This window comes from Rhizobium sp. AN80A, from assembly GCF_030053015.1.
Taxonomy (GTDB): domain Bacteria; phylum Pseudomonadota; class Alphaproteobacteria; order Rhizobiales; family Rhizobiaceae; genus Rhizobium; species Rhizobium metallidurans.
The window spans coordinates 1,027,357-1,049,834 of sequence record NZ_JASJPX010000003.1; the positions used below are offsets into that span (position 1 = coordinate 1,027,357).

The window sequence follows — 22,478 nt, forward strand, 5'->3', positions numbered from 1 at the left end:
CAGGAGAGATTTTCGTGACCGTCCGCGCCATTTTACGCTTCCCTCACACAGGTCTTAAAACCCGCTGCGCGCCGGTGACGGTCTTCGACGAAGCGTTGCGCACACTTGTCGGCGATCTCCTCGATACGATGCGCGCGGCGCCGGGTGTCGGCATCACCGCGGCGCATATCGGGGTGTTCGAGCGCGTGACGGTCATCGAGCTTGCCCGAGAGGATGGGGTACGGGTCTACATCAATCCGGAGATCATCAACGCATCCGAGGAGACCAGCCGCAACACGGAGGGGAGCGTCTCGATGCCCGGAGCGACCGACGAGGTGATCAGGCCGGACGCGATCCGGTTTCGCTACCATGATATCGAGGGGAAGATGCATGAGGAGGACGCAAAAGGCTTCCTCGCCATCTGCATCCAACACGAGATCGACCAGCTCGACGGCATTTTCTGGCTGCAGCGTCTGTCGAAGCTGAAGCGTGACCGGTTACTGAAGAAGTGGGAAAAGGCCGGCGGCTGATCGGCCTACATCTCGACCGGCGCCGGCAACGGCTTGCGCACGGCTTCGGGTGCTGCGATCTGCGAGGCGAGTTCTTCCGGCGTCACGAGGCCGCCCGAGATCAGGAGCTTCGCCGCATCCTCCGGCGACATGTCGAGAAGCACGATCTTTTCGCGCGGCACGAAGATCAGGAAGCCCGCCGTCGGCACCGGGGTCGGCGGCAGGAAGACGCTGACCATGTCGTGGCCCATGGCGTTGAACTTCGAGGCGATCTCGCCCTTCGCATCGGTCGCGATGAACACCATCGCCCAAAGGCCCGGGCTTGGATATTCGATCAGCCCGACCTTCTTGAACGAGTTGCTGCGTTCCTTCAGCACCGTCTCGAAGATCTGCTTGACGCTCTTGTAGATGACGCGGACCAACGGCACGCGGCGCACGAGAGACTCGCTGAACATCACGATCTGCTGGCCGATCAGGTTCTTGCCGAGAAAGCCGATGAGCGTGATGATGATCAGGCCGATCAGCAGGCCGGAGCCCGGCATGGCGAAGTTCAGGTAGTTGTCGGGATCGTAACGCGCCGGAAGATAGGGCTTCACCCAGCTATCGGCCCAGCGCACCACCGACCATGTCAGCCAGAGCGTGATGGCGATCGGCGCGCAGATGATGATGCCCGCCAGAAAATTGTTTCTGATGCGGGTCGCGACCGACAATCGAGGCAGTTTTTCCGTCATCGTATGCCGACGAACTCCGTTGAGTTTAGCTGCGATCGGAAATCAGTGCCCCCATGCTTTCCATGAGAAAAACTGACAGAATTCGCCGCGCCGCACAAGCCTAGGTCGGCCGGCCTCACTCGACAGTGACCGACTTTGCCAGATTGCGCGGCTGATCGACATCGGTGCCCATGAAGACCGCCGTGTGATAGGCCAGGAGCTGGATCGGCAGCGAGAAGATCATCGGCGCGATGATCTCGTCGACGTTTGGAAGAACGATCGTCGCCATGGTCGGAAGCTTGGAGTGGGCGGCACCCGCTTCATCGGTGATGAAGATGATCCGGCCGCCTCGGGCAGCCACTTCCTGCATGTTGGACACGGTCTTTTCGAAGAATCGATCATAGGGGGCGATGACGATGACAGGCATGTTCTCGTCGATCAGCGCGATCGGGCCATGCTTCAACTCGCCCGCGGCATAGCCTTCGGCGTGGATGTAGGAGATTTCCTTGAGCTTCAGCGCGCCTTCCATGGCGAGCGGATAGCTGGTGCCGCGGCCGAGATAGAGCACGTCCTTGCACTTCGACAGCTCGCGCGACAGCGTTTCCATCTGCGGCTGGATGGCGTTGAGCACGCGGCTCATGATGCGTGGCATTTCGGCGAGATGGCGCACCATCTCCCTTTCCTGATCCGGGCTGATCGTTCCCCTCGCCTTGCCCGCGCCGAGCGCCAGCGATGCCAGCACGGCGAGCTGGCAGGTGAAGGCCTTGGTGGAGGCGACGCCGATTTCGGGGCCGGCCATGATCGGGAAGATCGCATCCGATTCACGGGCGATCGTTGATTCCCTGACGTTGACGACGGCGCCGATCTTCAGGCCGTTGTCCTTGCAGTAACGCAGCGAGGCCAGCGTATCGGCGGTTTCGCCCGACTGCGAGATGAAGAGTGCCGCCTGGGTCGGCGACAGAGGCATCTCGCGGTAGCGGAACTCCGAGGCGACGTCGATCTCGACAGGCAGGCGCGCATAGCGCTCGAACCAGTATTTCCCGACGAGACCCGCGAGATAGGCGGTGCCGCAGGCGGAAATCGCCAGACCGCTCACCGATTTGAAATCGATCGCCGCCGTGTTGGCGCTCAGCGTGTTGCTGGCGAAATCCACATACTGGCTGAGCGCGTGAGAAATGACCTCGGGCTGCTCGTAGATTTCCTTTTCCATGAAGTGGCGATGGTTGCCCTTGTCGACGACATAGGCCGTCGTCTGCGAGATCTGGCGCGGACGCGAAACTTCGTTGCCGGCGAAATCGAGGATGGTCGCGCCATCCTTCGTCAGAACCGCCCAGTCGCCGTCGACGAGGTAGGTGATCTCGCTTGTGAAAGGCGACAGCGCGATGGCATCGGAGCCCAGGAACATCTCGCCCTTGCCGTATCCGATTGCGAGCGGCGGGCCGGAGCGCGCCGCCATGATCGTGCCGGGGTCCTTCTGCAGCATGACGGCCAGCGCGTAGGCGCCGGTCACGCGGTTCAGCATCTTCATCATGGCCGCGCGCGGCTCAAGGCCTTCGCCGAGATATTTCGCGACAAGATGCGCCACGACTTCGGTGTCGGTCTGCGTTTCGAACACGGCGCCCTCGGCGGTCAGTTCGTCGCGCAGCTCGGAAAAGTTCTCGATGATACCGTTATGAACGACGGCGACGCCCTTGACGAAATGCGGGTGGGCGTTGGTTTCGTTGGGGACGCCGTGCGTCGCCCAGCGGGTGTGAGCGATACCGATCGTGCCGGCCAGCGGCTCGGCATCGAGGCGCTTTTCGAGATTGAAGAGTTTGCCTTCGGCGCGACGGCGGTCCATGGCGCCGTCGTGAATGGTAGCAACGCCAGCCGAATCATAACCGCGATATTCAAGCCGCTTCAGCGCATCGACCAGACGCACCGCCACAGGGCTGTTACCAACGATACCAACAATACCACACATAAAGAAATCCTCAGGGCCAGCAATCAATTGCAGGCAGTCGTAACAATTTTCGCTTTTTTCTCAATCGGCTCGGCGGTCACTTTCGGTGACCGCGCGTTACGAAGACAATCAGCCTTTCGCCTTCTTCGCGGCCTTCTTCGCGAGCGCCAGTTCGCGCAGGATGGCGGCGCGGCCGGGCTTGATTTCCTGGCGCGCGCGCCCGAACGCCAGCGCGTCGGCCGGCACGTCATTGGTGATGACGCTGCCCGAGGCGATGTAGGCGTTGTCGCCGATGCTGACGGGCGCGACCAGCGAGGAGTTCGATCCGACGAAGGCATGCGCGCCGATCACGGTCTCGCTCTTGTTGACGCCGTCATAGTTGCAGGTGATCGTGCCCGCGCCGATATTGGCGCCGGCGCCGATGCGGGCGTCGCCGATATAGGTCAGATGGTTGACCTTGGCGCCCTCGCCCACCTTGCCGTTCTTCACCTCGCAGAAATTGCCGACCTTCGATCCCTCGGCGAGATCCGCGCCCGGCCGCAGCCGCGCGAAGGGACCGACCGTCGCGCCGGCGCTGACATGCGCGCCCTCGATATGCGAGAAGGCGTGGATGACGGCACCACCGTCGATCACCACGCCGGGGCCGAAGACCACGTTCGGCTCGATCAGGGCATCCTGGCCGATGACCGTGTCGTAGGACAGGAAGACGGTTTCGGGCGCGATCATGCTGACGCCCGACAGCATCAGTTCGTGACGGCGGCGCTCCTGCCAGAGGCGCTCGATGACGGCAAGTTCGGCGCGGTTGTTGGTGCCGGTCATTTCGACCTCGGGGGCATCGACCGCGGTGACGCGGCCACCCTGCGAGCGGGCGATCTCGACGAGATCGGTCAGATAATACTCGCCCTTGGCATTGTTATTGCCGATCAGCGCCAGCAATTCCAGCGCCTTGCGGCCGTTGATCGCCATCAGGCCGCTGTTGCACCAGGTGACGGCGCGCTCGGCATCGGTCGCGTCCTTTTCCTCGCGGATGGCGATCAGTTCGCCGTCCTTGACCAGCAGGCGGCCGTAGCCCGTCGGCTTGTCGGTGTGGAAACCGATGACGACGATATCGCTGCCATCGGCCAGCGCCTGGCGTGCCGCCTTGAGCGGCGCTTCGGTCTGCAGGGGAACGTCGCCGTAAGTTACGATCACATCGTCATAGCCGCGGGCAATGGCATCGCGCGCCGCGAGCACCGCATGGCCGGTGCCGAGCCGTTCCTTCTGCAGATAGGCCTCGATCTCGACGCCACCGACCGCGGCGGCCTTGGCGACCTCGTCGGCATCGCGGCCGACAACGAGCGCCACGGCGCCGATAGCGGTCTTGGCCACGGCTTCGACGACATGGGCGATCATCGGACGATTGGCCACCGGGTGGAGAACCTTCGACTTCGACGATTTCATTCGCGTGCTGTCACCCGCGGCGAGAATGACGGCAAGACAAGTGCGTTCCATGGTCTGCTCCCAAGAATCCGTTACAGGCGCGTTGCCGCCTCATAGCAGCAAGTCGCTGACGGAACAAAGATCAAAAAAGGATCAGGCGGAAACCCTGGTCATTCCGGCATAGGCGTCATGGACGTGATCGCGCCCCTCGACGATGACCGCTTCCATGGCGGTGCGCGCCGCCGGCACGTCGCCCGCCGCGATCGCGTTGACGATGCGCATATGCGTTTCGGCGATGTTCGAGAAGCCGTTCTGCGACGGCGGTGTGCTGATCCGGAACATGCCGACGAGCGCCGCCTCGATGAGGCTTCCCAACGTATGCATGAAGGGATTGTGGGCGGCGTCGGCGATCGCCATGTGAAACTGCAGGTCCGCCATCGCCAGGCTTTCCGTCGTGTGATCGGGTGCGGCCATGTCCTTGGCGAGATCGGTCAGCAGCGCGACCTCCTCAGCCGTTGCCCGCTCCGCCGCGAGACCGGCCGCGAAGGGTTCGACGGCCAGCCGGATATCATAGAGCTGCAGCAGGAATTCCTCGGTCACGTCGTCGTCGAAGTGCCAGGCGATCACCTCGCTGTCGAACATGTTCCACTGGCTCTTTTCGGTAACCCGGGTACCGACGCGTGCCTTGGCGACGATCATGCCCTTGGCGGCCAGCGTCTTCATCGTTTCGCGAAGAACCGTGCGGGACACCTTGAAGCGTTGCGCGAGCTCTATGTCACCCGGGAGAATGGTTCCGACAGGATAGGTTCCGGCCACGATGGCGCGGCCAAGTTCATCCACCACCTGCGCGTGGCTGGTGCGAGATCGCCGTTGTGTCTTCCCGGTGTCCAGAATTCGATTGCGCAAGCCAACAGCCCCCGTCAGGCATACCTCTTGTTCAGACTAGAGAGGAACAGGATGGCTTTCTGCATCAGGATGAATGCAAAAAGCAGCAGGCCGATCAGTATCTTCGTCCACCAACTGGAGAGTGTTCCATCGAAGGTGATGTAGGTCTGAATCAACCCCTGTATCAGGAGGCCGATGAAGGTCCCCGCTACAAATCCGGCTCCACCCGTCAGCAAAGTGCCCCCAATGACGACCGCCGCTATGGCATCGAGCTCGACACCGACAGCCGCCAACGAGTAGCCGGCGGACGTATAGAGGGAAAAACGATTCCCGACAGGCCGGCAAGGAAGCCGGACAGCGCGTAAATCTGAATTGTGGTGCGACCAACCGGCACACCCATCAACTGCGCCGTGTGCGCACCGCCGCCAAGCGCGTAAACGTTGGTGCCGAACCGGGTGCGGTGCGCGATGAAGATGCCGACCGCGAAGACCAGAAGCATGACCGCCCCTACCAGCGTCAGTCGTCCGCCGCCGGGCAGCTTGTAATAGAGGCCGGAGAGCGTGCTGTAATAGTCGTGGCTGATCGGGATGCTGTCGATGGAGAGCACGAAGGCCATACCGCGCGCCAGGAACATGCCGGCCAGCGTGACGATGAAGGCCGGCATCTGCAGATAGTGGATGACGGCGCCCATCGCAGCCCCGAAAGCGGTGGTGATGACGAGGACCAGCGCGAAGGCGGCCAGCGGATGGATGCCGGTGTTCTGCAGGATGACGGCGAGGAACACGCCGGTGAAGGCGATGACCGAGCCGATCGAGAGATCGATGCCGCCGGAGATGATCACGAAGGTCATGCCGACCGCGGCGATACCAAGGAAGGCGTTGTCGGTCAGGAGATTGCCGATCACGCGTGTCGACAGCATGCTCGGATACTGCATCGCGCAGACGGCGTAGGAGAGGATGAAGATCACGATGGTCGCGAGCAGCGGCAGGTATTTCGAATTCATTTCTGCATTACCCCTCTCGGGCTGGAGCGACGCCCCATGAAGACGGCTGCCGATTGCACGGCCGGAGACTGAATCACCAGGATCACGAGAACGATCACCGCCTTGATGATCAGGTTGAACTCCGGCGGGAAGCCCGAGAGCAGGATGCCGGTGTTGACCGACTGGATGATCATCGCGCCGATCAGGGAGCCGACGATGCTGAAACGGCCACCGAGCAGCGAATTGCCGCCGACGACGACCGCCAGGATGGCGTCGAGCTCGAGCCAGAGGCCGGCATTGTTGGCGTCGGCGCCCTTGATATCGGCCGCGACGATGATGCCGGCGATCGCCGCGCACAATCCGCTCAGCATGTAGACCGCCATCAGGAGCACCGGCGTGCGAACGCCGGACAGCGTGCTTGCGCGGCGGTTGATGCCAGTTGCCTCGATCAGCATGCCGAGCGCCGTGCGGCGGACGAGGAGCGTGACAAGAAGGCCGACCGCCAGCCAGATGACGACGGGCATCGGCATGAATGCGAAGGAGCCGCTGCCGAAGAAGGTCAGGCCATCATCGTTGAAGGTCATGATCACGCCTTCGGTGATGAGCTGCGCGATACCGCGGCCGGCGACCATCAGCACCAGCGTGGCGATGATCGGCTGAATGTTCAGGACGGCCACGAGGAAGCCGTTCCAGACCCCGCATGCCAGACCGACCAAGAGCGTGAGCACCAATGTCCAGGCGAGCGAATTGCCGGATACGATCGACGACGCGGCGACGGCGCCGCAGATGGCGATGACCGCGCCGACGGACAGGTCGATGCCCTTGGTGGCGATGACGAGCGTCATACCGATCGCCAGCAATGCGACGGGCGCGCCGCGATTGAGGACGTCGATCAAACTGCCATAGAGCCTACCGTTTTGAATGGTGACATTAAAAAACTGCGGGAACATAATGAAGTTCAACAGCAATATTACTGCCAAAGCTATCAGTTGCGGTGCCAGGCGGATCAGCAGCGCCTTCTGTGACGACGTCATGCGTCCTCCGTCTTTTTCTGCACGGCGGCGATTGCCTGCACGATGCGCGAGGTGCTGACGTTCTCACCCGTCAACTGCGCCACATGCTCGCGGTCCCGCAATACCAAGATACGTGAACTATAAGCGATAAGCTCTTCTAATTCCGATGAAATGACGATCAGGGACATGCCTTTTTCGCACAGTTCCTCGATCAGCCGGATGATCTCGGCATGGGCGCCCACATCGATGCCTCGCGTCGGTTCATCGAGGATCAGGAAGTCGGGATTGGTGGCCAGCCAGCGGGCCAGGATCGCCTTCTGCTGGTTGCCGCCCGACAGCAGTCGGATCGGCTTTTCGCGGTCGGTGGTGCGAATATCGAGCGCCTTGATGTACTGATCGGCGAGCGTGTTCTGCTCACCGCGCGACAGCGGCCGCGCCCATCCCCGGCGGGCCTGCAGCGCCAGCGCGATGTTCTCGCGGATCGAGAGATCGCCGATGATGCCATCGGTCTTGCGGTCCTCGGGGCAGAAGCCGAAGCCGGCGCGGATCGCGGCGCGCGGATTGGAGAGCGCGATCGGCTTGCCATCGATCTTGGCGGTACCGCTATCGGCGTTCTCGATGCCGAAGAGAAGTTCGGCGGTCTCCGTCCGTCCGGAGCCAAGCAAACCGGCGACGCCGACGACCTCGCCGACGCGGACGTCGAGATCGAACGGCTTGACCTTGCCGCGCTTGCCGTATCCCTCGAAGCTGTATTTGACGGGGCCGGCGGCGACGCTGCGCTCCTTCACGGCGGCCTCGGCATGCGCCAGTTCGTGACCGAGCATCATCGAGATCAGGCCTTGCCGCGGCAATTCGGCCTTGTCGCGGGTGCCGACCAGCTTGCCGTTGCGCAACACCGTGATGCGGTCGCTGATATCGTAGACCTGTTCCAGAAAATGAGTAATGAAGACAATGCCGAGGCCGCGTTTCTTCAAGTCACGCATGATGCCGAAGAGCATGGCCACTTCCTGCGCGTCGAGGCTGGCCGTCGGCTCGTCGAGGATCAGCACCTTGCCCGAGAGATCGACGGCGCGGGCGATGGCAACGACCTGCTGCACGGCGACGGAGAAGCGGTCGAGCTGGGCGGAGACGTCGATCTCCATGCCGTACTGGCGCAGCAATTCGCGCGCCTGACGGTTCATGGCGGACACGTCGATCATCCCGAAGCGCTTCGGCTGGCGTCCGAGAAAGAGGTTTTCGGCAACGCTGAGATTGGGAAGGAGGTTGACCTCCTGGTAGACCGTTCCGATCCCGAGCTTCTGGGCGGCCAGCGTATCGGCCGGATCGATCTCGACGCCGTCAAGCGTGAGGCTGCCTTCGTCCCTGAGATAAGCGCCGGTGATGCACTTGATCAGCGTCGATTTGCCGGCGCCGTTTTCACCGAGCAGCGCGTGCACCTCGCCCTTGCGAAGGGTGAAATCGACCTTGTCGAGGGCTACGGCTCCGGGGAAGAATTTCGATATGCCGGTTGCGGCTAGGACGTTCTCGAAATTGTGAATCATCAAGTGGATTTTTCCTGATATTGACCGACACGGCCTGATAGCAACCCGACATGATGTCTGGCAGCGTTCGCGGCAGTTCCGCACCGGTCCATGACGGACCGGTGCGGTTCCTATGTCAGATCAATAGCCAAGGCCCTTCTTGGACTCGTAGACCTTCTTCGGATCATCAGCCTGGGTGTAGAGCTTCGATTCCGTCTGGATCCACTTCGGCGGAGCCTTCTTGTCCTTGAGATAGGCATCGAGCGCGTCGAAGGCAGGACCCGCCATGTTCGGCGTCAGTTCGACGGTGGCGTTGGCTTCACCGGCTTCCATCGCCTTGAAGATGTCAGGAACGGAGTCGATCGAAACGACGAGGATGTCCTTGCCCGGCTTCAGGCCGGCTTCCTTGATCGCCTGGATGCCGCCGACGGCCATGTCGTCGTTATGGGCGTAGAGGGCGCAGATATCCTTGCCACCGTTCTCGGCCTTCAGGAAGCTTTCCATGACTTCCTTGCCCTTGGTGCGGGTGAAGTCGCCGGTCTGGCTGCGAACGATCTTGAAGTTCGACTTGCCAGCGATGGCGTCCTCGAAGCCCTTCTTGCGGGCGATCGCCGGCGAGGAGCCGGTGGTGCCCTGAAGCTCGACGATGTTGCACTTCTTGTCCGCAACCGTCTTCACGAGCCAGTCGCCGGCAACCTTGCCTTCGTGCACCTGGTCGGAGGTGACAGCGGTCAGGTAGAGGTCTTCAGGCGCCTTGATCGTGCGGTCGAGCAGGATGACCGGGATATCCGCTTCCTTGGCTTCCTTCAGAACCGCGTCCCAGCCGGTTTCGACAACCGGTGCGAGCAGGATGGCATTGACGCCCTGGGCGATGAAGGAGCGGATCGCCTTGATCTGGTTTTCCTGCTTCTGCTGAGCGTCGGCGAACTTCAGGTCGATGCCGCGCTTCTTGGCCTCTTCCTTGGTGACGGTCGTTTCAGCAGCGCGCCAGCCCGATTCCGAACCGATCTGCGAGAAGCCGACAACCAGTTCGGCGGCCTGTGCCGAACCGAACATGCAGGCAGCAAAAACCGTGGCACTCATGAGTGCTGTCTTGAATTTCATGATTTCCTCCAAAAGCCGCCTCCCGCGGCACGCACTAGGAAAATCATATAGTATTACTTTTGTAAATGCACTTTCTGGTATGCACTGCAGCAAAAAGGGCGCCCGAAACGAGCGCCCTTTCGCACCTGCTAACAGCAGGAAAAGCTCACTTCGGCAGCTTGTCGTCCACGCCCTCGACGTAGAAGTTCATGCCGAGCAGCGTGGCGTCGTCGGCCTTCTCGCCGGCCTTCAGCCACGGCGTACCGTCCTGCTTGTTGATCGGGCCGGTGAAGGGGTGCAGTTCGCCGGACTTGATCTTGGCCTCGGTTTCCTCGGCCATCTTCTTCACGTCGTCAGGCATGTTGGTGTAGGGCGCCATTTCCAGGATGCCGTCCTTCAGGCCGTCCCAGCTCTGCTCGGGCTTCCAGGTGCCGTCGAGCAGCGCGCGCACGCGCTTGGAGTAATAGTTGCCCCAGGTGTCGACAATCGCCGTCAACTGCGCCTTCGGACCGGCCGCGATCATGTCGGAGGCCTGGCCGAATGCGTGGATGCCGCGCTCTTCGGCAACCTGCATCGGCGCCGTCGTGTCGGTGTGCTGCGTCAGCACGTCGACGCCCTGGTCGACCATGGCCTTGGCGGCATCGGCTTCCTTGCCCGGGTCGAACCAGGTGTTGACCCAGATGACCTTCAGCTTGAAGGCGGGATCGACCGACTTGGCGCCCTGTTCGAAGGCGTTGATGCCCATCACCACTTCAGGAATGGGGAACGAGGCGATGTAAGCGGCGCCCTTGTTCTTCGAGGTCTTGGCGGCGATCTGGCCGAGGATGTAGCGGCCTTCGTAGAAGCGCGAATTGTAGTTGCCCAGATTCGGGCCGCTCTTGTAGCCGGTGCCATGCTCGAACTTCACATCCGGGAACTTGGCGGCGACCTTGACGGTGGCGTCCATGAAGCCGAACGACGTGGTGAAGATCAGCTTGCAGCCGGAGCGGGCGAGACGCTCGATGGCGCGCTCGGCATCCGGGCCTTCAGGAACGTTTTCCAGGAAAGGCGTATCGATCTTGTCGCCGAATTCCTTCTGGATCTGCTGGCGGCCGAGATCGTGCGCCTGCGAGTAGCCGCCGTCGGTACGCGAGCCGACGTAGACGAAGCAGACCTTGGTCTTGTCCGCGGCCTCAGCGGTCGAGCCGAAGCTCATAATGGCCGCCGCCGAAGCGGCGAATGCGAATGCTAGTCTTTTCATGATAACCCCTGTGGTTTGGAAGTTCATTGTTCGTTTGTTGTTGTTCTATCGTTCCGGGACGAATGGTTTTCCCAGTGACGCCGGTGTGTTGATCAGCGTCGTGCGCCGATTATGAGAAATGATGACGAGAACCACAATAGTCGCCGCATAGGGCAGCATCGACAGGAACTGCGCCGGAATGCCGATGCCGAAAGCCTGGGCGTGCAGCTGCAGGATCGTGACCGCGCCGAACAGGTAGCCGCCGGCGAATACCCGCCACGGACGCCAGGAGGCGAAGACCACCAGCGCCAGCGTGATCCAGCCGCGACCGGACGACATGTTCTCCACCCATTGCGGCGTGTAGACCAGCGACAGCTGCGCGCCGGCAAGCCCCGCGCAGGCACCGCCGAACATCACGGCGAGATAGCGCGTGCGGATGACGCCGATGCCGAGGGCATGCGCCGAGCCGTGGCTGTCACCGATGGCGCGCAGCTTCAGGCCGGGGCGGCTGCGGAAGAGGAACCAGCTGACGCCGAAGAGCAGAGCGAGCGACAGGTAGAAGGTCAGGTCCTGCTTGAAGAGCACCGAGCCGACGAAGGGAAGGTCGGAGAGATAGGGCACGACGATCGGCGCCAGGCGAACGCCGGGGACGCTGACATAGCCCTCGCCGAGCATGCCGGACAGGCCGAGACCAAGGATGGTGAGCGCCAGGCCCGTCGCCACCTGGTTGGCGACCAGTGTCAGCGTCAGGAAGGCGAAGAGCAGCGAGAACAGCGCGCCCATGGCGATGCCGGCCAGAAGCCCGACATAGGGCGAGCCCGACATCTGCGCCCCAGCGAAGGCCGCGACGGCGCCCATGATCATCATGCCCTCGACCCCGAGGTTCAGCACGCCGGAGCGTTCTGTCACAAGCTCGCCGAGGGCGGCGATGACGAGCGGCGTGGAGGCCGTGATGACAGTGAGCAGGATCGCTTCGAAAATGCTCATGCCACACCTCCCCTGACGCGCGACCAGACGATGCGGATCTTGTAGAAGATCAGCGTGTCGCAGGACAAAACGAAGAATAAGAGCAGCCCCTGGAATACACGGGTGACCTTGTCGGAAACGCCGATGGACAGCTGCGCCGCCTCGCCGCCGAGATAGGTCAGCGCCAGCACCAGCCCGGATGCGATGATGCCGAGCGGATTGAGGCGTCCGAGGAAGGCGACGATGATCGCCGTGAAACCGTAGCCGGGCGAGATCGCCGGCTGCAGGTGGCCGATCGAGCCCGAGACTTCGGAGATGCCGGCAAGGCCCGCAAGGGCGCCGGAGAACAGGAAGCTGAACCAGATCATCTTCTTCGACGAGAATCCGGCGAAACGCCCTGCCCGCTCGGACTGGCCGAGCACGACGATCTCGAAGCCCTTGAGCGTGTATTTCAGCATGAACCAGGCGAGGATCGCGGCGATGATCGCAAAGACGAAGGCCCAGTGGGCGCGGCCGGACGCTTCCCAGATGGCCGGGAGCACCGCTTCGGGGGGAAAGGACACGCTCTTGGGGAAATTGAAGCCGGCGGGATCGCGCCAGGGACCGCGGATCAGCCAGTCCAGAAACAGCTGAGCGATATAGACCAGCATCAGGCTGGTGAGGATTTCGTTGGTGTTGAAATACGCCTTTAGCAGAGCCGGAATACCGGCGAAAAGCGCGCCGCCAAGCGCGCCCATGACCAGCATCAGCGGCAGCACCAACGGCGATTGCCACCCGGTAAACAGGATCGGCAGGATCGAGCCCGCGATCGCGCCCATGGTGAACTGGCCCTCGGCGCCGATATTCCAGTTGTTGGAGCGGTAGCTGACTGCCAGTCCGACGGCGATGATGATCAGAGGTGCCGCCTTGATCGCCAGTTCATGCAGCGACCAGACCTCCAGCAGCGGTTCCAGGAAAAAGGCATCGAGCGCCTCGACCGGGTCCTTGCCGAGGATCTTGAACATGATGGCGCCGGTCACCAGCGTCAGCACCAGCGCCAGGAGCGGCGAGACGAGACCGTAGAGCTTCGACGCCTGCGGGCGCTTTTCGAGTTCAATGCGCATGCGTTGTCTCCGGCGCGGTCTTGCTCTCATGCAGGCCGCCCATGAGCAGGCCGATCTTCTCGCGCGTCAGCTCGCCGGCCGGAAACGGCGAGGACAGCCGTCCCTCGGAAATCACGGCGATCTCGGTCGCGACCTCGAAGATCTCGTCCAGATCCTGGCTGATCACGACCACCGCCGAACCATTGCGGGCGAGATCGACGAGGGCCTGACGGATGCGGCTTGCGGCGCCCGCGTCCACGCCCCAGGTCGGCTGGTTGACCACGAGGACGGCCGGCTGGCGGTCGAGCTCGCGGCCGACGATGAACTTCTGCAGGTTGCCGCCCGACAGCGAGCCGGCGGCAGGGTCCTCGCCGCTCTTGCGTACGTCCATCTGCTCGGAAATACGCTTCGTCGCGTTCTTGACGGCGCCGCGGCGGATGATCTTGAGGAAGCCGCCCGACAGAAACGCCTTGCGGTCGGATTTGCTGCGGGCGAGCACGAGGTTGTCGGAGAGCTTCATTGCCGATACCGCCGCGTGGCCGTGCCGTTCCTCGGGCACGAAGCCGGCGCCGAGCAGGCGGCGGGCGGTGATCCCTAGCGTTCCGACCGGCTTGTTGCGGATGACGACGGCATCGGGGGTCGATACCGGATATTCGCCCGACAGCGCATCGAACAACTCGCCCTGGCCGTTTCCGGCGACGCCGGCGATCGCCAGGATCTGGCCCGAACAGACGGTCAGCGACACGTCCTTCAGCGGCATGGCGAAGGGCGTGCGCGGGGCGACGGAGAGGCCGGAGACGGCAAGCTGAACCGGCCCCCTGGAACCCCGGTCCGGGTGGGTGACCGAAGCCACGTCGTTTCCGACCATCATGCGGGCCAGCGATGCCGGTGTTTCGTCGGCGGGTACGCAGGCGCCGGTAACCTTGCCGTGGCGCAAAACCGTGGCGCGGTCGCAGATGCGCTGCACCTCTTCCAGGCGGTGGCTGATATAAAGCACCGAGCGCCCCTCGGCCTTGAGCTTGAAGAGCGTCTCGAACAGCTTGTCGGCCTCCTGCGGCGTCAGCACCGAGGTCGGCTCGTCAAGAATGATCAGCTTCGGGTTCTGCAGCAGCGCGCGGACGATCTCGATACGCTGGCGCTCGCCGACGGACAGATCGGCCACATGGGCGTGCGGGTCGAGCGGCAGTCCATAGGCATGAGACAGCGCCCTCGCCTCCTCGGCGATCTTGCCGATCGGGATGCCGTCATCAAGCGAGAGCGCGATGTTTTCGGCGACGGTGAGCGCCTCGAACAGCGAAAAGTGCTGGAACACCATGCCAATGCCGAGCTTGCGCGCCGCGCCCGGCGAGCCAATCGCCACGGGACGCCCCTGCCACAGGATCTCGCCCTCGCTCGGTTCCAGGACGCCGAACAGCATCTTCACCAGCGTGGATTTGCCGGCGCCGTTTTCGCCCAGCAGTGCGTGGATTTCGCCGGGAGCGATATCGAGGTCTATCTGGTTGCAGGCAGCAAAGCTGCCGAAGAGCTTTGTCAGCTTCTGGACCGACAATAACGCGCCTGATGCCGGCACAGTCGATGACGACACTTTCCCCTCATTTCCCACTGCCGACCTGCCCCTTCGGGATCATTCTGGGATCAGCAGCGTCGTTCCGGTCGTTTTTCTAGCTTCCAGTTCCGTATGGGCTCGCCCAACCTCGCGCAACGGATAGGTCTGATTGACATTGATACGCACTTTGTTGCTCAAAACAACATCAAATAATGCGTTTGCACAATCAGTTAGCTCATCGCGCGTGGCGATATAGGTGAAAAGCGTCGGCCGGGTGGCGAAGAGCGAGCCCTTCTGCGCAAGCAACGCCAGGGTGAAATCCTCGATCGGCCCGGACGACTGCCCGAAGGACACGAACATGCCCAGGCGCTTGAGGCAATCGAGCGATTGGGGAAAGGTATCGCGGCCGATGGAATCGTAGACAACATCGACGCCCTTGCCGCCGGTGATTTCGGCCACCCTGGCGACGAAATCCTCGGTGGCGTAGTTGATGACGTGGTCGTAGCCATGCTCGCGCGCGAGCTGCGCCTTGGCGGCCGATCCGACCGTGCCGATAACCGTCGCGCCGAGCGCCTTGGCCCATTGGCCGGCGATCAGGCCGACACCGCCGGCGGCGGCGTGGAAGAGCAGCGTGGTATCGGGGCCGACCTTGAAGGTGCGGTTCAACAGATACTGCGCCGTCATGCCTTTCAGCATCATCGCCGCGGCTGTTTCAAGCGCGATGCCATCGGGCACCGTGACCAGATGCCTGGTCTCGATGTTGCGCTCAAGGCTGTAAGCGCCGTCGGAGCCGGCATAGGCGACGCGGTCGCCAACCTTGAAATCCGAAACGCCGGGGCCGACCGCCTTCACCGTTCCCGCCGCTTCCTTGCCCGGCACGAAGGGCATGTGCGGGGCCTTGTAGAGGCCGGTGCGGAAATAGACGTCGATGAAGTTCAGGCCGATCGCGGCGTGCCGTATCCGCACTTCGCCGGCCTTTGGCGGCGGCAGGTCGATATCGACATATTCGAGAACCTCGGGACCACCGGTTCCGTTCAGCACGACGGCCTGCGTCTTCGTCATTCGTCTTCTCCTAAGCGCGGCGCCCCAGCGCCGGCAGGAACTGCAGGACGGCACCGATGCAATACAGATAGATACCGCTCGCAACGAAAAGAACGAGAGCCCATTGCGGCACGACGAAATGCATCAACAGCGCGTAGACGCCGATCGCCGACCACAGGAGGAAGACGCCGAGATTGAGCGGACGCAGGCGCTTGACGCGCACCGGATGCAGAAAATTGATCGGCAGGAAGGTCAAGATCACCGAGACGGTGACGACCGCGAGTGCCGTCGTGGCGCTCGCATCCATGACGAACAGCGTGAAGACGATCATGTTCCAGACCACGGGGAAACCGGAGAAGAAATACTCCTCCGTCTTCATGCCCATGTCGGCGTAATAGATAGCACTCGACACGACGATCATGCCGGCGGCGACAAACGACCATGGCTCGCCGATCATGCCACTCTGATAGAGCGCGAATGCAGGCAGCAGCACGTAGGTGACGTAATCGATGATATTGTCGAGCGTATCGCCCGACCAGTTCGGCAGCACCTCCTTGACCTTGACCTTACGGGCGATCGGTCCGTCGATGCCATCGACCAGAAGCGCCAACCCCAGCCACCAGAACATGTCGACGAAACGCTGCTCGGCGGCGGCGACAACACCGAGGAAGGCAAGAAAGGAACCGGAGGCCGTCAAAATGTGGACGGAAAATGCGCGCATTTCCGCGTAGGGTACGCGCTTGTAGTTGAAAATCTTCATGTTTCCCCGAGTTGCCATAAGCAATCCGCACCCCCGAGGCGCGATTTCGGCTTAATATGCATCCTTTGTCCGGCTTCGCCAGAGCAAAAGCGAACGATGCACATCGCGTTTCCCAAACCTGACGAGAACATGCATATTTCATGCATGTCGCCGCGGAGGGAATGGTATACCTTTAATCCGTGGCCTATTTGTAATATCTGGCTCGCATCGAATTGATGATCGACGAACTACGGGATCCGATACCGCAATGAACGCCCCTGCAAAGACCGAAGAATTCGCAGCCCCAATCCCTGCCGGCGTCTTCGCCGAAACCGTTCTCAGCGTCACGCACTACACGGACCATCTGTTCCGCTTCACGATGACGCGTCCCGAGGGGTTCCGCTTCCGCTCGGGCGAGTTCGCGATGATCGGTCTCATGATCGAGGGCAAGCCGATCTTCCGTGCCTATTCGATCGCCAGCCCCGCCTGGGCCGAGGAACTCGAATTCTTCTCGATCAAGGTTCCCGATGGTCCTCTCACCTCGCATCTTCAGGCGATCAAGCCGGGCGATCAGGTTCTGATGCGCAAGAAGCCGACCGGCACGCTGGTGCTCGACGCGCTGACGCCGGGACGTCGTCTCTATATGTTTTCGACGGGTACCGGCATCGCGCCCTTCGCGAGCCTGATCCGCGATCCCGAGACCTACGAGAAGTTCGACCAGGTTATCCTGACCCACACCACGCGCGACGTGGCCGAACTGAAGTACGGCTTCGATCTGGTTCATGAGATCCAGAACGACGAGCTTTTGCAGGAAGTGGTCGGCGACAAGCTGCTGCACTATGCGACGGTGACGCGCGAGGATTTCGCGTATCGCGGCCGCATCACCGACCTGATCTCGTCCGGCAAGCTGTTCACCGATCTCGGCGTTCCCAAGCTCGATCCGGAGATCGACCGCGGCATGATCTGCGGCTCGTCGGCGATGCTGAAGGATACCAAGGAACTGCTGGAGAAGGCGGGTCTCGAAGAGGGCGCCAACAGCAAGCCCGCACAGTTCGTCATCGAGCGCGCCTTCGTCGGCTGACCGCTCCGATTAATCGTCTGTCGCATGAACAACGGCTCCGGAAACGGGGCCGTTTTCACTTGTGGCCGAGATAATCGATCAACGCGGTCATCGCCTTGCGCGCTTCACCGGCCTTGCCCTGCTGGATCGCGCGAATGACGGCGACATGAAGGGAGATCGACCGATCCATGCGCTCGGGGCTTGCCTTCGAATACCAGAGCCGGCGCGAATGGGTCTGCACGGGGCCGAGCGCCGAGGTGATGAAGGCATTCGGGCACGACTCTTCCAGTATCTCGTCGAATGCCTTGTCCGCCGCGAAGAAACCCGCGAGATCGCCGCTGACGGCGCAGTTATTCATCGCACGCGCGCATTCGACAAGCTGGTTGCGCTGCCCTTCGGTCGCGTGTTCGGCGACGAGGGCCGCGGCGATCGGCTCGAGCTCACGGCGAACCTGCATGACATGGGCGTGGTCGGTCGCCCCGATCTCGGCGATCTGCAGCCCGACGCGTGGCTTCACCACGATCAACCCCTGCCAGGCGAGCTTCTGTATCGCTTCGCGCACCGGCGTGCGACCGTGTCCCGAGAGATCGATCAGCTGCTTTTCATTGACGAGCGCACCAGGCGTCAACGCCAGGGTCACGATGGCATGTTCCAGCGCCAGGTAGGCAAGATGGCTCTGTGAGGAGTTCGGCATCGCGGATCCGTGATTCGAGCTGATATATCATAACGTAGGCACCAACGGATTCAATGGCAGGTTGCCATGATATATCAGACCGAGAGGTACGTCCGTTCGTTCACAAGGGTTTATTCGTGCCTCAGCGCATCGATCGGATTGAGCTGCGCGGCGCGCCTCGCCGGGAAGTAGCCGAAGATCATGCCGATCGCGGCGGAGAAGACGAAAGCGACGGCGATCATCGTCGGGCTCACCACGAACGGTACCTTGAGCAGGGAAACCGCGCCGAAGCCAAGCCCCAATCCCAGCAGAATGCCGCTCATACCGCCGAATATCGACAAGGCCACCGCCTCGACGAGGAACTGCATCAACACCTGCCGCTCCAGCGCGCCTATCGCCAGGCGGATGCCGATTTCGCGCGTGCGCTCGGTCACCGAGACCAGCATGATGTTCATGATGCCGATACCGCCCACGAGCAGGCTGATGGCGGCGACGGCGCCAAGCAGGCTGGTCAGCAGCGTCGTCGTTCCGGTCATGGCGGCGGCGATCTGGGTCATGTCGTTGACGCTGAAATCGTCCTCGCGGCCGGGAATGATCTTGCGGCGTTCGCGCAGCAGGTTTTCCGTATCCGACTGAACCTTGGACGTCGCGACACCGTCACGCGCCGAGATCAGGATCATCGAGACATTGGCATTGGCCTTGCCGCCGATGCGGCGCTGGTAGACCTTGATCGGAACGATGACGACATCGTCCTGGTCGTTGCCCATGCCGGACTGCCCGCGCTTGGCCAACACGCCGATGACGCCGCAGGAAACCTTGCCGACGCGCACCTGCTGGCCGATCGGATCGGCCGAACCGAAGAGCTGCGACCGGACGGTCTCTCCGAGAACGCAGCGCGCGCGGCCGCGCTCCTCGGCGGCGTCGAAGCTGCGGCCGGATGCGATGTCCCAGTCCTGCGCGGTGAAATAATCGTTGGTGGTGCCCATCACCGTCGTCGAATGGCTCTGCCCGCCATAGATCACGGTCGCCGTCGTCTGGTTGAGCGGCGCCACGGCCCTGAGGCCGCCGACCTGCTCGCTGATGGCATCCACGTCGGCGACGGTGAAGCGCCGCGCCTCGGCACTCGCGCGGCCGGGACCGAACTGGCCGGGGCGGGCAAAGAGCATGTTTGTGCCAAGCCGCGACAGCTCGGAGGTGACCTGTGCCGTCGTGCCATTGCCGATCGTCACCAGTGCGATGACGGCGGCGACGCCGATGACGACGCCAAGCACGGTCAGGAACGACCGCAGCATGTTGCGGCTGATGGCGCGCAGCGCGAGCTTGACCGTCTCAAGAAACATGACCCGCCCTTCCCTGATGCGCGGTTTCGGTTTCCAGCTTGCCATCGACGAAGCGCAGCAGCCGCTGGGCATAGGCCGCGATATCGGGTTCGTGCGTGACCATGACGATGGTGATGCCCTGCTCGCGGTTCAGCCGCGTCATCAGGTCCATGATCTCGATACTGGTCTTGGTGTCGAGATTGCCCGTCGGTTCGTCGGCGAGAAGCAGGGATGGTCGGGTGACGATGGCGCGGGCGATGGCGACGCGCTGCTGTTGGCCACCCGACAGTTCCTGGGTCTTGTGATGCTCGCGGCCGCCGAGCCCCACCAGCCCGAGCGCTTCCGTCGCCAGACGATGCCGATCCGCTGCCGGCATGCCGCGATAGATCAGCGGCAGCTCGACATTCTCGACCGCCGAGGTGCGCGGCAAAAGGTTGAAGCCCTGGAAGACGAAACCCAGCATATGCCGGCGCAGCATAGTCAATTGCGCGCGATCGAAACCGGTGGTCGAAATACCCTGAAACAGATAGTCGCCGGCGCTTGGAACATCGAGGCAGCCGAGAATGTTCATGGCCGTGGACTTGCCGGAGCCAGACGGTCCCATGATCGCGACGAACTCATGTTCGCGGATCGCCAGATCGACATGATCGAGCGCGCGGATCGAGGCTTCGCCGCGACCGTAGATCTTCGACACCCTGCTGAACTCGATGAGAGGCGGCGTTGTCATGGCGCGCCTTTTATCTCGACCGCTCGGTCGAGATCGGTGATGATCGCGTCTCTTTCCTTGAGATCGCCGGAGACCACCTGGGTGAACTGCCCGTCCGAGGAACCGACCTGGATGACAACGGGCGCCGGATTGCCGGCTTTCAGTACCCAGACGCGACGCTTGGCGCCGGTCAGCGTCTCGCCGCCGCCCTGGTTGCCGCCGCGTCGGCCCATGCGCGGCGGAGCGAATATGCCGAACAGGCCACGGTTCCGCCTTGCTTCCGTGGCCGGCGGCGCGTAGCGCAAGGCGGCATTCGGCACCATCAGCGTGCTCTTGACCGCCTCCACCGTAACGTCGGCTGTCGCCGTCATGCCCGGGCGCAGCAACAGATCGGCGTTGTCGACGGAGAGGATGGCCTTGTAGGTGACGACGTTGTTCGTCGTCTCCGAGGCGAAGCGGATCTGCTTGATCTCGGCCGGGAATGTGCGATCGGGATAGGCATCGACGGTGAAGGTGGCTTTCTGGCCGACGGCAATCTGGCCGACATCGGCCTCATCGACATCAACCTGCAATTCCATCTTCCTGAGGTCGCCGCCGATGACGAAGAGCACGGGCGCCGACAGCGAGGCGGCAACTGTCGCGCCCGGATCGACCGAGCGCGTCAGGATCACGCCATTGATCGGCGAGATGATCTTGGACTTGGCGAGATTGACCTGGGCGAGCTGCAGATCGGCTTCCGCCGACAGCACCGCCGCTTCGTTAATCTCTTTCGTGGCAACAGCCGAATCGTACTTGTAGCGCGCGTCCTCGAGGCTCTGCTGCGTGGTCACGTTGCTCTGGACGAGGTTGCGGTAGCGGTCGTAGGAACTCTTGGCGGATTCGAGATCGGCGGTGGCCTTGACGACGTTCGCCTTGGCCGAGATCGAGTTTCGCCTGCGTGCTCTTGACGTCCGCCTCGACCTTGATCGTGTCGAGCACGGCCAGCACGTCGCCAGCCTTCACCTCGCTGTTATAGTCGACATTGACATCGCGAACGGTACCAGAGAGCTCGCTGGATATATCGACCTGTTCGGTCGGCTGCACCGATCCGGTCGCCGTCACGAGGACGGTCAGGTCGCCGCTCTTGACCGGTTGCGTGGTGTAGCTCACCTCGCCGGCGCCCTGGCGCGAATAGAGATAGAGGCCACCGCCGGCCACCACCGCGAGCACGACCAGCGACACGAGCGAGCGCTTCAGCCACCGGCCCTTCTGCTTCTGCCGCGACGCGGCAAGCACAGCGGCGAGATCGGCGGTTGCCGTGCTTGTCGGTTGGCCCGTGCTCTTGGGTTCGTTTGGCTTGGTCATATCGTTCATGCGGGCGGCCTCGGTCAGATACAGCCAATACGACTGTCAGCTTCGGGAATAACGGTCCGAAGCTGAACGCAGGATTAGCAAGTTGACCGCATTGGCACGCAGCAACGTCAAATGGAAATGAAATCTTGGTAATGAAACTCGAGTTTGTCGCGCGCGAACGGCGCAATTCCGACGTCGCTTGAGATTCCCAACCCACGGGCGCTGGCGGCCCGCGCGCTTGTCGCAACAATTCGCAGGCGGATGGCGCCTATCAGGCGCCAAGTGATTCCAGCGAGACCGGCGGACGACGCTTGGCGGCCATCAGCAGATCGAGCTCGGTGGCAGAAGGGCCGAACTTCTCGAACAGGCGAATGGCTTCATCGTCACCCAGCCGGTATTTGCGCGAGAACTCCGTCAGACTGTAGGCACGGCCACGCAGTACCTTACGTGTATTGGTGTGTTCGATCACATTGGTCATTGTCATCTCCTTGTATAAAGAAGATTTAGGGTCCAGGATCGATTTGTTAAGTCGCAAACGCGATTGAACCGATTGATTTTCTTAAATATTTTTAGGGAACTTTATCATCACTCGCGCATTGCATGCTTACAATCCAGCCATAAATGCTGTCACTGACGGCGGTCTTCACCGCGATCTTACGCTTGCACCGTCAATCCATAAAAAGCAGACTTTCCCGCGGCCATGACCACCGTCTGCTTCGCCGTCCCGCGCAAGAAATGTGCCTAATGCACAGG

Annotated in this window: 19 protein-coding genes and 2 pseudogenes; 2 read left to right on the plus strand and 19 right to left on the minus strand. The window is 62.2% G+C overall.

Annotated features, from left to right (window positions below; translation table 11 throughout):
- Nucleotides 1–14 precede the first annotated feature (14 nt).
- Nucleotides 15–509, plus strand: a complete 495-nt coding sequence (locus P3R82_RS16585) for a peptide deformylase (RefSeq protein ID WP_283194624.1) — start codon at nucleotides 15–17, stop codon at nucleotides 507–509.
- Nucleotides 510–514: 5 nt separating this feature from the next.
- On the opposite strand, the gene P3R82_RS16590 is transcribed toward P3R82_RS16585, so the two are convergent.
- The 14 genes and pseudogenes from P3R82_RS16590 to pcsA form a co-directional block, all read right to left on the minus strand.
- Nucleotides 515–1,219, minus strand: a complete 705-nt coding sequence (locus tag P3R82_RS16590) for a DUF502 domain-containing protein (RefSeq protein WP_183900190.1) — start codon at nucleotides 1,217–1,219, stop codon at nucleotides 515–517.
- A gap of 115 nt (nucleotides 1,220–1,334) precedes the next feature.
- Entirely contained in the window at nucleotides 1,335–3,161 is a 1,827-nt protein-coding gene (glmS, locus tag P3R82_RS16595; RefSeq protein WP_283194625.1) for a glutamine--fructose-6-phosphate transaminase (isomerizing), read from the minus strand.
- Between the two features lie 108 nt (nucleotides 3,162–3,269).
- Nucleotides 3,270–4,631 (minus strand): bifunctional UDP-N-acetylglucosamine diphosphorylase/glucosamine-1-phosphate N-acetyltransferase GlmU, encoded by a 1,362-nt coding sequence (gene glmU / locus P3R82_RS16600; protein WP_283194626.1) that lies wholly within the window; start codon nucleotides 4,629–4,631, stop codon nucleotides 3,270–3,272.
- 81 nt (nucleotides 4,632–4,712) lie between these two features.
- On the minus strand, nucleotides 4,713–5,465 hold the full coding sequence (locus tag P3R82_RS16605; protein WP_283194627.1) for a FadR/GntR family transcriptional regulator: 753 nt from the start codon (nucleotides 5,463–5,465) through the stop codon (nucleotides 4,713–4,715).
- A gap of 14 nt (nucleotides 5,466–5,479) precedes the next feature.
- A pseudogene (gene yjfF / locus P3R82_RS16610) lies at nucleotides 5,480–6,447 on the minus strand (galactofuranose ABC transporter, permease protein YjfF).
- Complete coding sequence (locus tag P3R82_RS16615) at nucleotides 6,444–7,460, minus strand: ABC transporter permease (RefSeq protein WP_283194628.1); 1,017 nt, start codon at nucleotides 7,458–7,460, stop codon at nucleotides 6,444–6,446. Before P3R82_RS16615 ends, yjfF begins: the two are co-directional and overlap by 4 nt.
- Entirely contained in the window at nucleotides 7,457–8,980 is a 1,524-nt protein-coding gene (ytfR, locus tag P3R82_RS16620; RefSeq protein ID WP_183900331.1) for a galactofuranose ABC transporter, ATP-binding protein YtfR, read from the minus strand. The genes P3R82_RS16615 and ytfR overlap by 4 nt, the downstream gene beginning before the upstream one ends.
- A gap of 120 nt (nucleotides 8,981–9,100) precedes the next feature.
- The gene (ytfQ, locus tag P3R82_RS16625; protein ID WP_183900184.1) at nucleotides 9,101–10,063 is read right to left on the minus strand and encodes a galactofuranose ABC transporter, galactofuranose-binding protein YtfQ; all 963 of its coding nucleotides are present in this window, start codon (nucleotides 10,061–10,063) and stop codon (nucleotides 9,101–9,103) included.
- Between the two features lie 145 nt (nucleotides 10,064–10,208).
- A complete protein-coding gene (locus P3R82_RS16630) occupies nucleotides 10,209–11,282 on the minus strand; it encodes a BMP family ABC transporter substrate-binding protein (RefSeq protein WP_283194629.1) in 1,074 nt (357 codons plus the stop codon).
- 45 nt (nucleotides 11,283–11,327) lie between these two features.
- Nucleotides 11,328–12,248, minus strand: coding sequence for an ABC transporter permease (locus P3R82_RS16635; protein WP_183900182.1), 921 nt, complete (start codon nucleotides 12,246–12,248; stop codon nucleotides 11,328–11,330).
- Nucleotides 12,245–13,330, minus strand: coding sequence for an ABC transporter permease (locus P3R82_RS16640; protein WP_283194630.1), 1,086 nt, complete (start codon nucleotides 13,328–13,330; stop codon nucleotides 12,245–12,247). Before P3R82_RS16640 ends, P3R82_RS16635 begins: the two co-directional genes overlap by 4 nt.
- A complete protein-coding gene (locus P3R82_RS16645; protein ID WP_283194631.1) occupies nucleotides 13,320–14,894 on the minus strand; it encodes an ABC transporter ATP-binding protein in 1,575 nt (524 codons plus the stop codon). The genes P3R82_RS16640 and P3R82_RS16645 overlap by 11 nt, the downstream gene beginning before the upstream one ends.
- Before the next feature lie 39 nt (nucleotides 14,895–14,933).
- Complete coding sequence (locus tag P3R82_RS16650; protein ID WP_283194632.1) at nucleotides 14,934–15,917, minus strand: quinone oxidoreductase; 984 nt, start codon at nucleotides 15,915–15,917, stop codon at nucleotides 14,934–14,936.
- Nucleotides 15,918–15,927: 10 nt separating this feature from the next.
- Nucleotides 15,928–16,656: a phosphatidylcholine synthase gene (gene pcsA, locus P3R82_RS16655; protein ID WP_283194633.1), complete on the minus strand. Its 729-nt coding sequence runs from the start codon at nucleotides 16,654–16,656 to the stop codon at nucleotides 15,928–15,930.
- A 247-nt stretch (nucleotides 16,657–16,903) separates the two neighbouring features.
- Here pcsA and P3R82_RS16660 point away from each other — a divergent pair, with 247 nt between their 5' ends.
- Nucleotides 16,904–17,716 (plus strand): ferredoxin--NADP reductase, encoded by an 813-nt coding sequence (locus P3R82_RS16660; RefSeq protein ID WP_283194634.1) that lies wholly within the window; start codon nucleotides 16,904–16,906, stop codon nucleotides 17,714–17,716.
- 55 nt (nucleotides 17,717–17,771) lie between these two features.
- Here the strand turns inward: P3R82_RS16660 and P3R82_RS16665 are convergent, their stop codons facing one another.
- From P3R82_RS16665 to P3R82_RS16685, 5 genes and pseudogenes are all read right to left on the minus strand, one after another.
- The gene (locus P3R82_RS16665) at nucleotides 17,772–18,389 is read right to left on the minus strand and encodes a GntR family transcriptional regulator (protein WP_283194635.1); all 618 of its coding nucleotides are present in this window, start codon (nucleotides 18,387–18,389) and stop codon (nucleotides 17,772–17,774) included.
- A gap of 110 nt (nucleotides 18,390–18,499) precedes the next feature.
- A complete protein-coding gene (locus P3R82_RS16670) occupies nucleotides 18,500–19,708 on the minus strand; it encodes an ABC transporter permease (protein WP_183900175.1) in 1,209 nt (402 codons plus the stop codon).
- Nucleotides 19,698–20,414, minus strand: coding sequence for an ABC transporter ATP-binding protein (locus P3R82_RS16675; RefSeq protein WP_283194636.1), 717 nt, complete (start codon nucleotides 20,412–20,414; stop codon nucleotides 19,698–19,700). Before P3R82_RS16675 ends, P3R82_RS16670 begins: the two co-directional genes overlap by 11 nt.
- Nucleotides 20,411–21,737 (minus strand): annotated as a pseudogene (locus P3R82_RS16680) (efflux RND transporter periplasmic adaptor subunit). The gene P3R82_RS16675 and the pseudogene P3R82_RS16680 overlap by 4 nt, the downstream one beginning before the upstream one ends.
- A 259-nt stretch (nucleotides 21,738–21,996) precedes the next feature.
- A complete protein-coding gene (locus P3R82_RS16685; RefSeq protein WP_183900172.1) occupies nucleotides 21,997–22,203 on the minus strand; it encodes a hypothetical protein in 207 nt (68 codons plus the stop codon).
- Nucleotides 22,204–22,478: the final 275 nt, after the last annotated feature.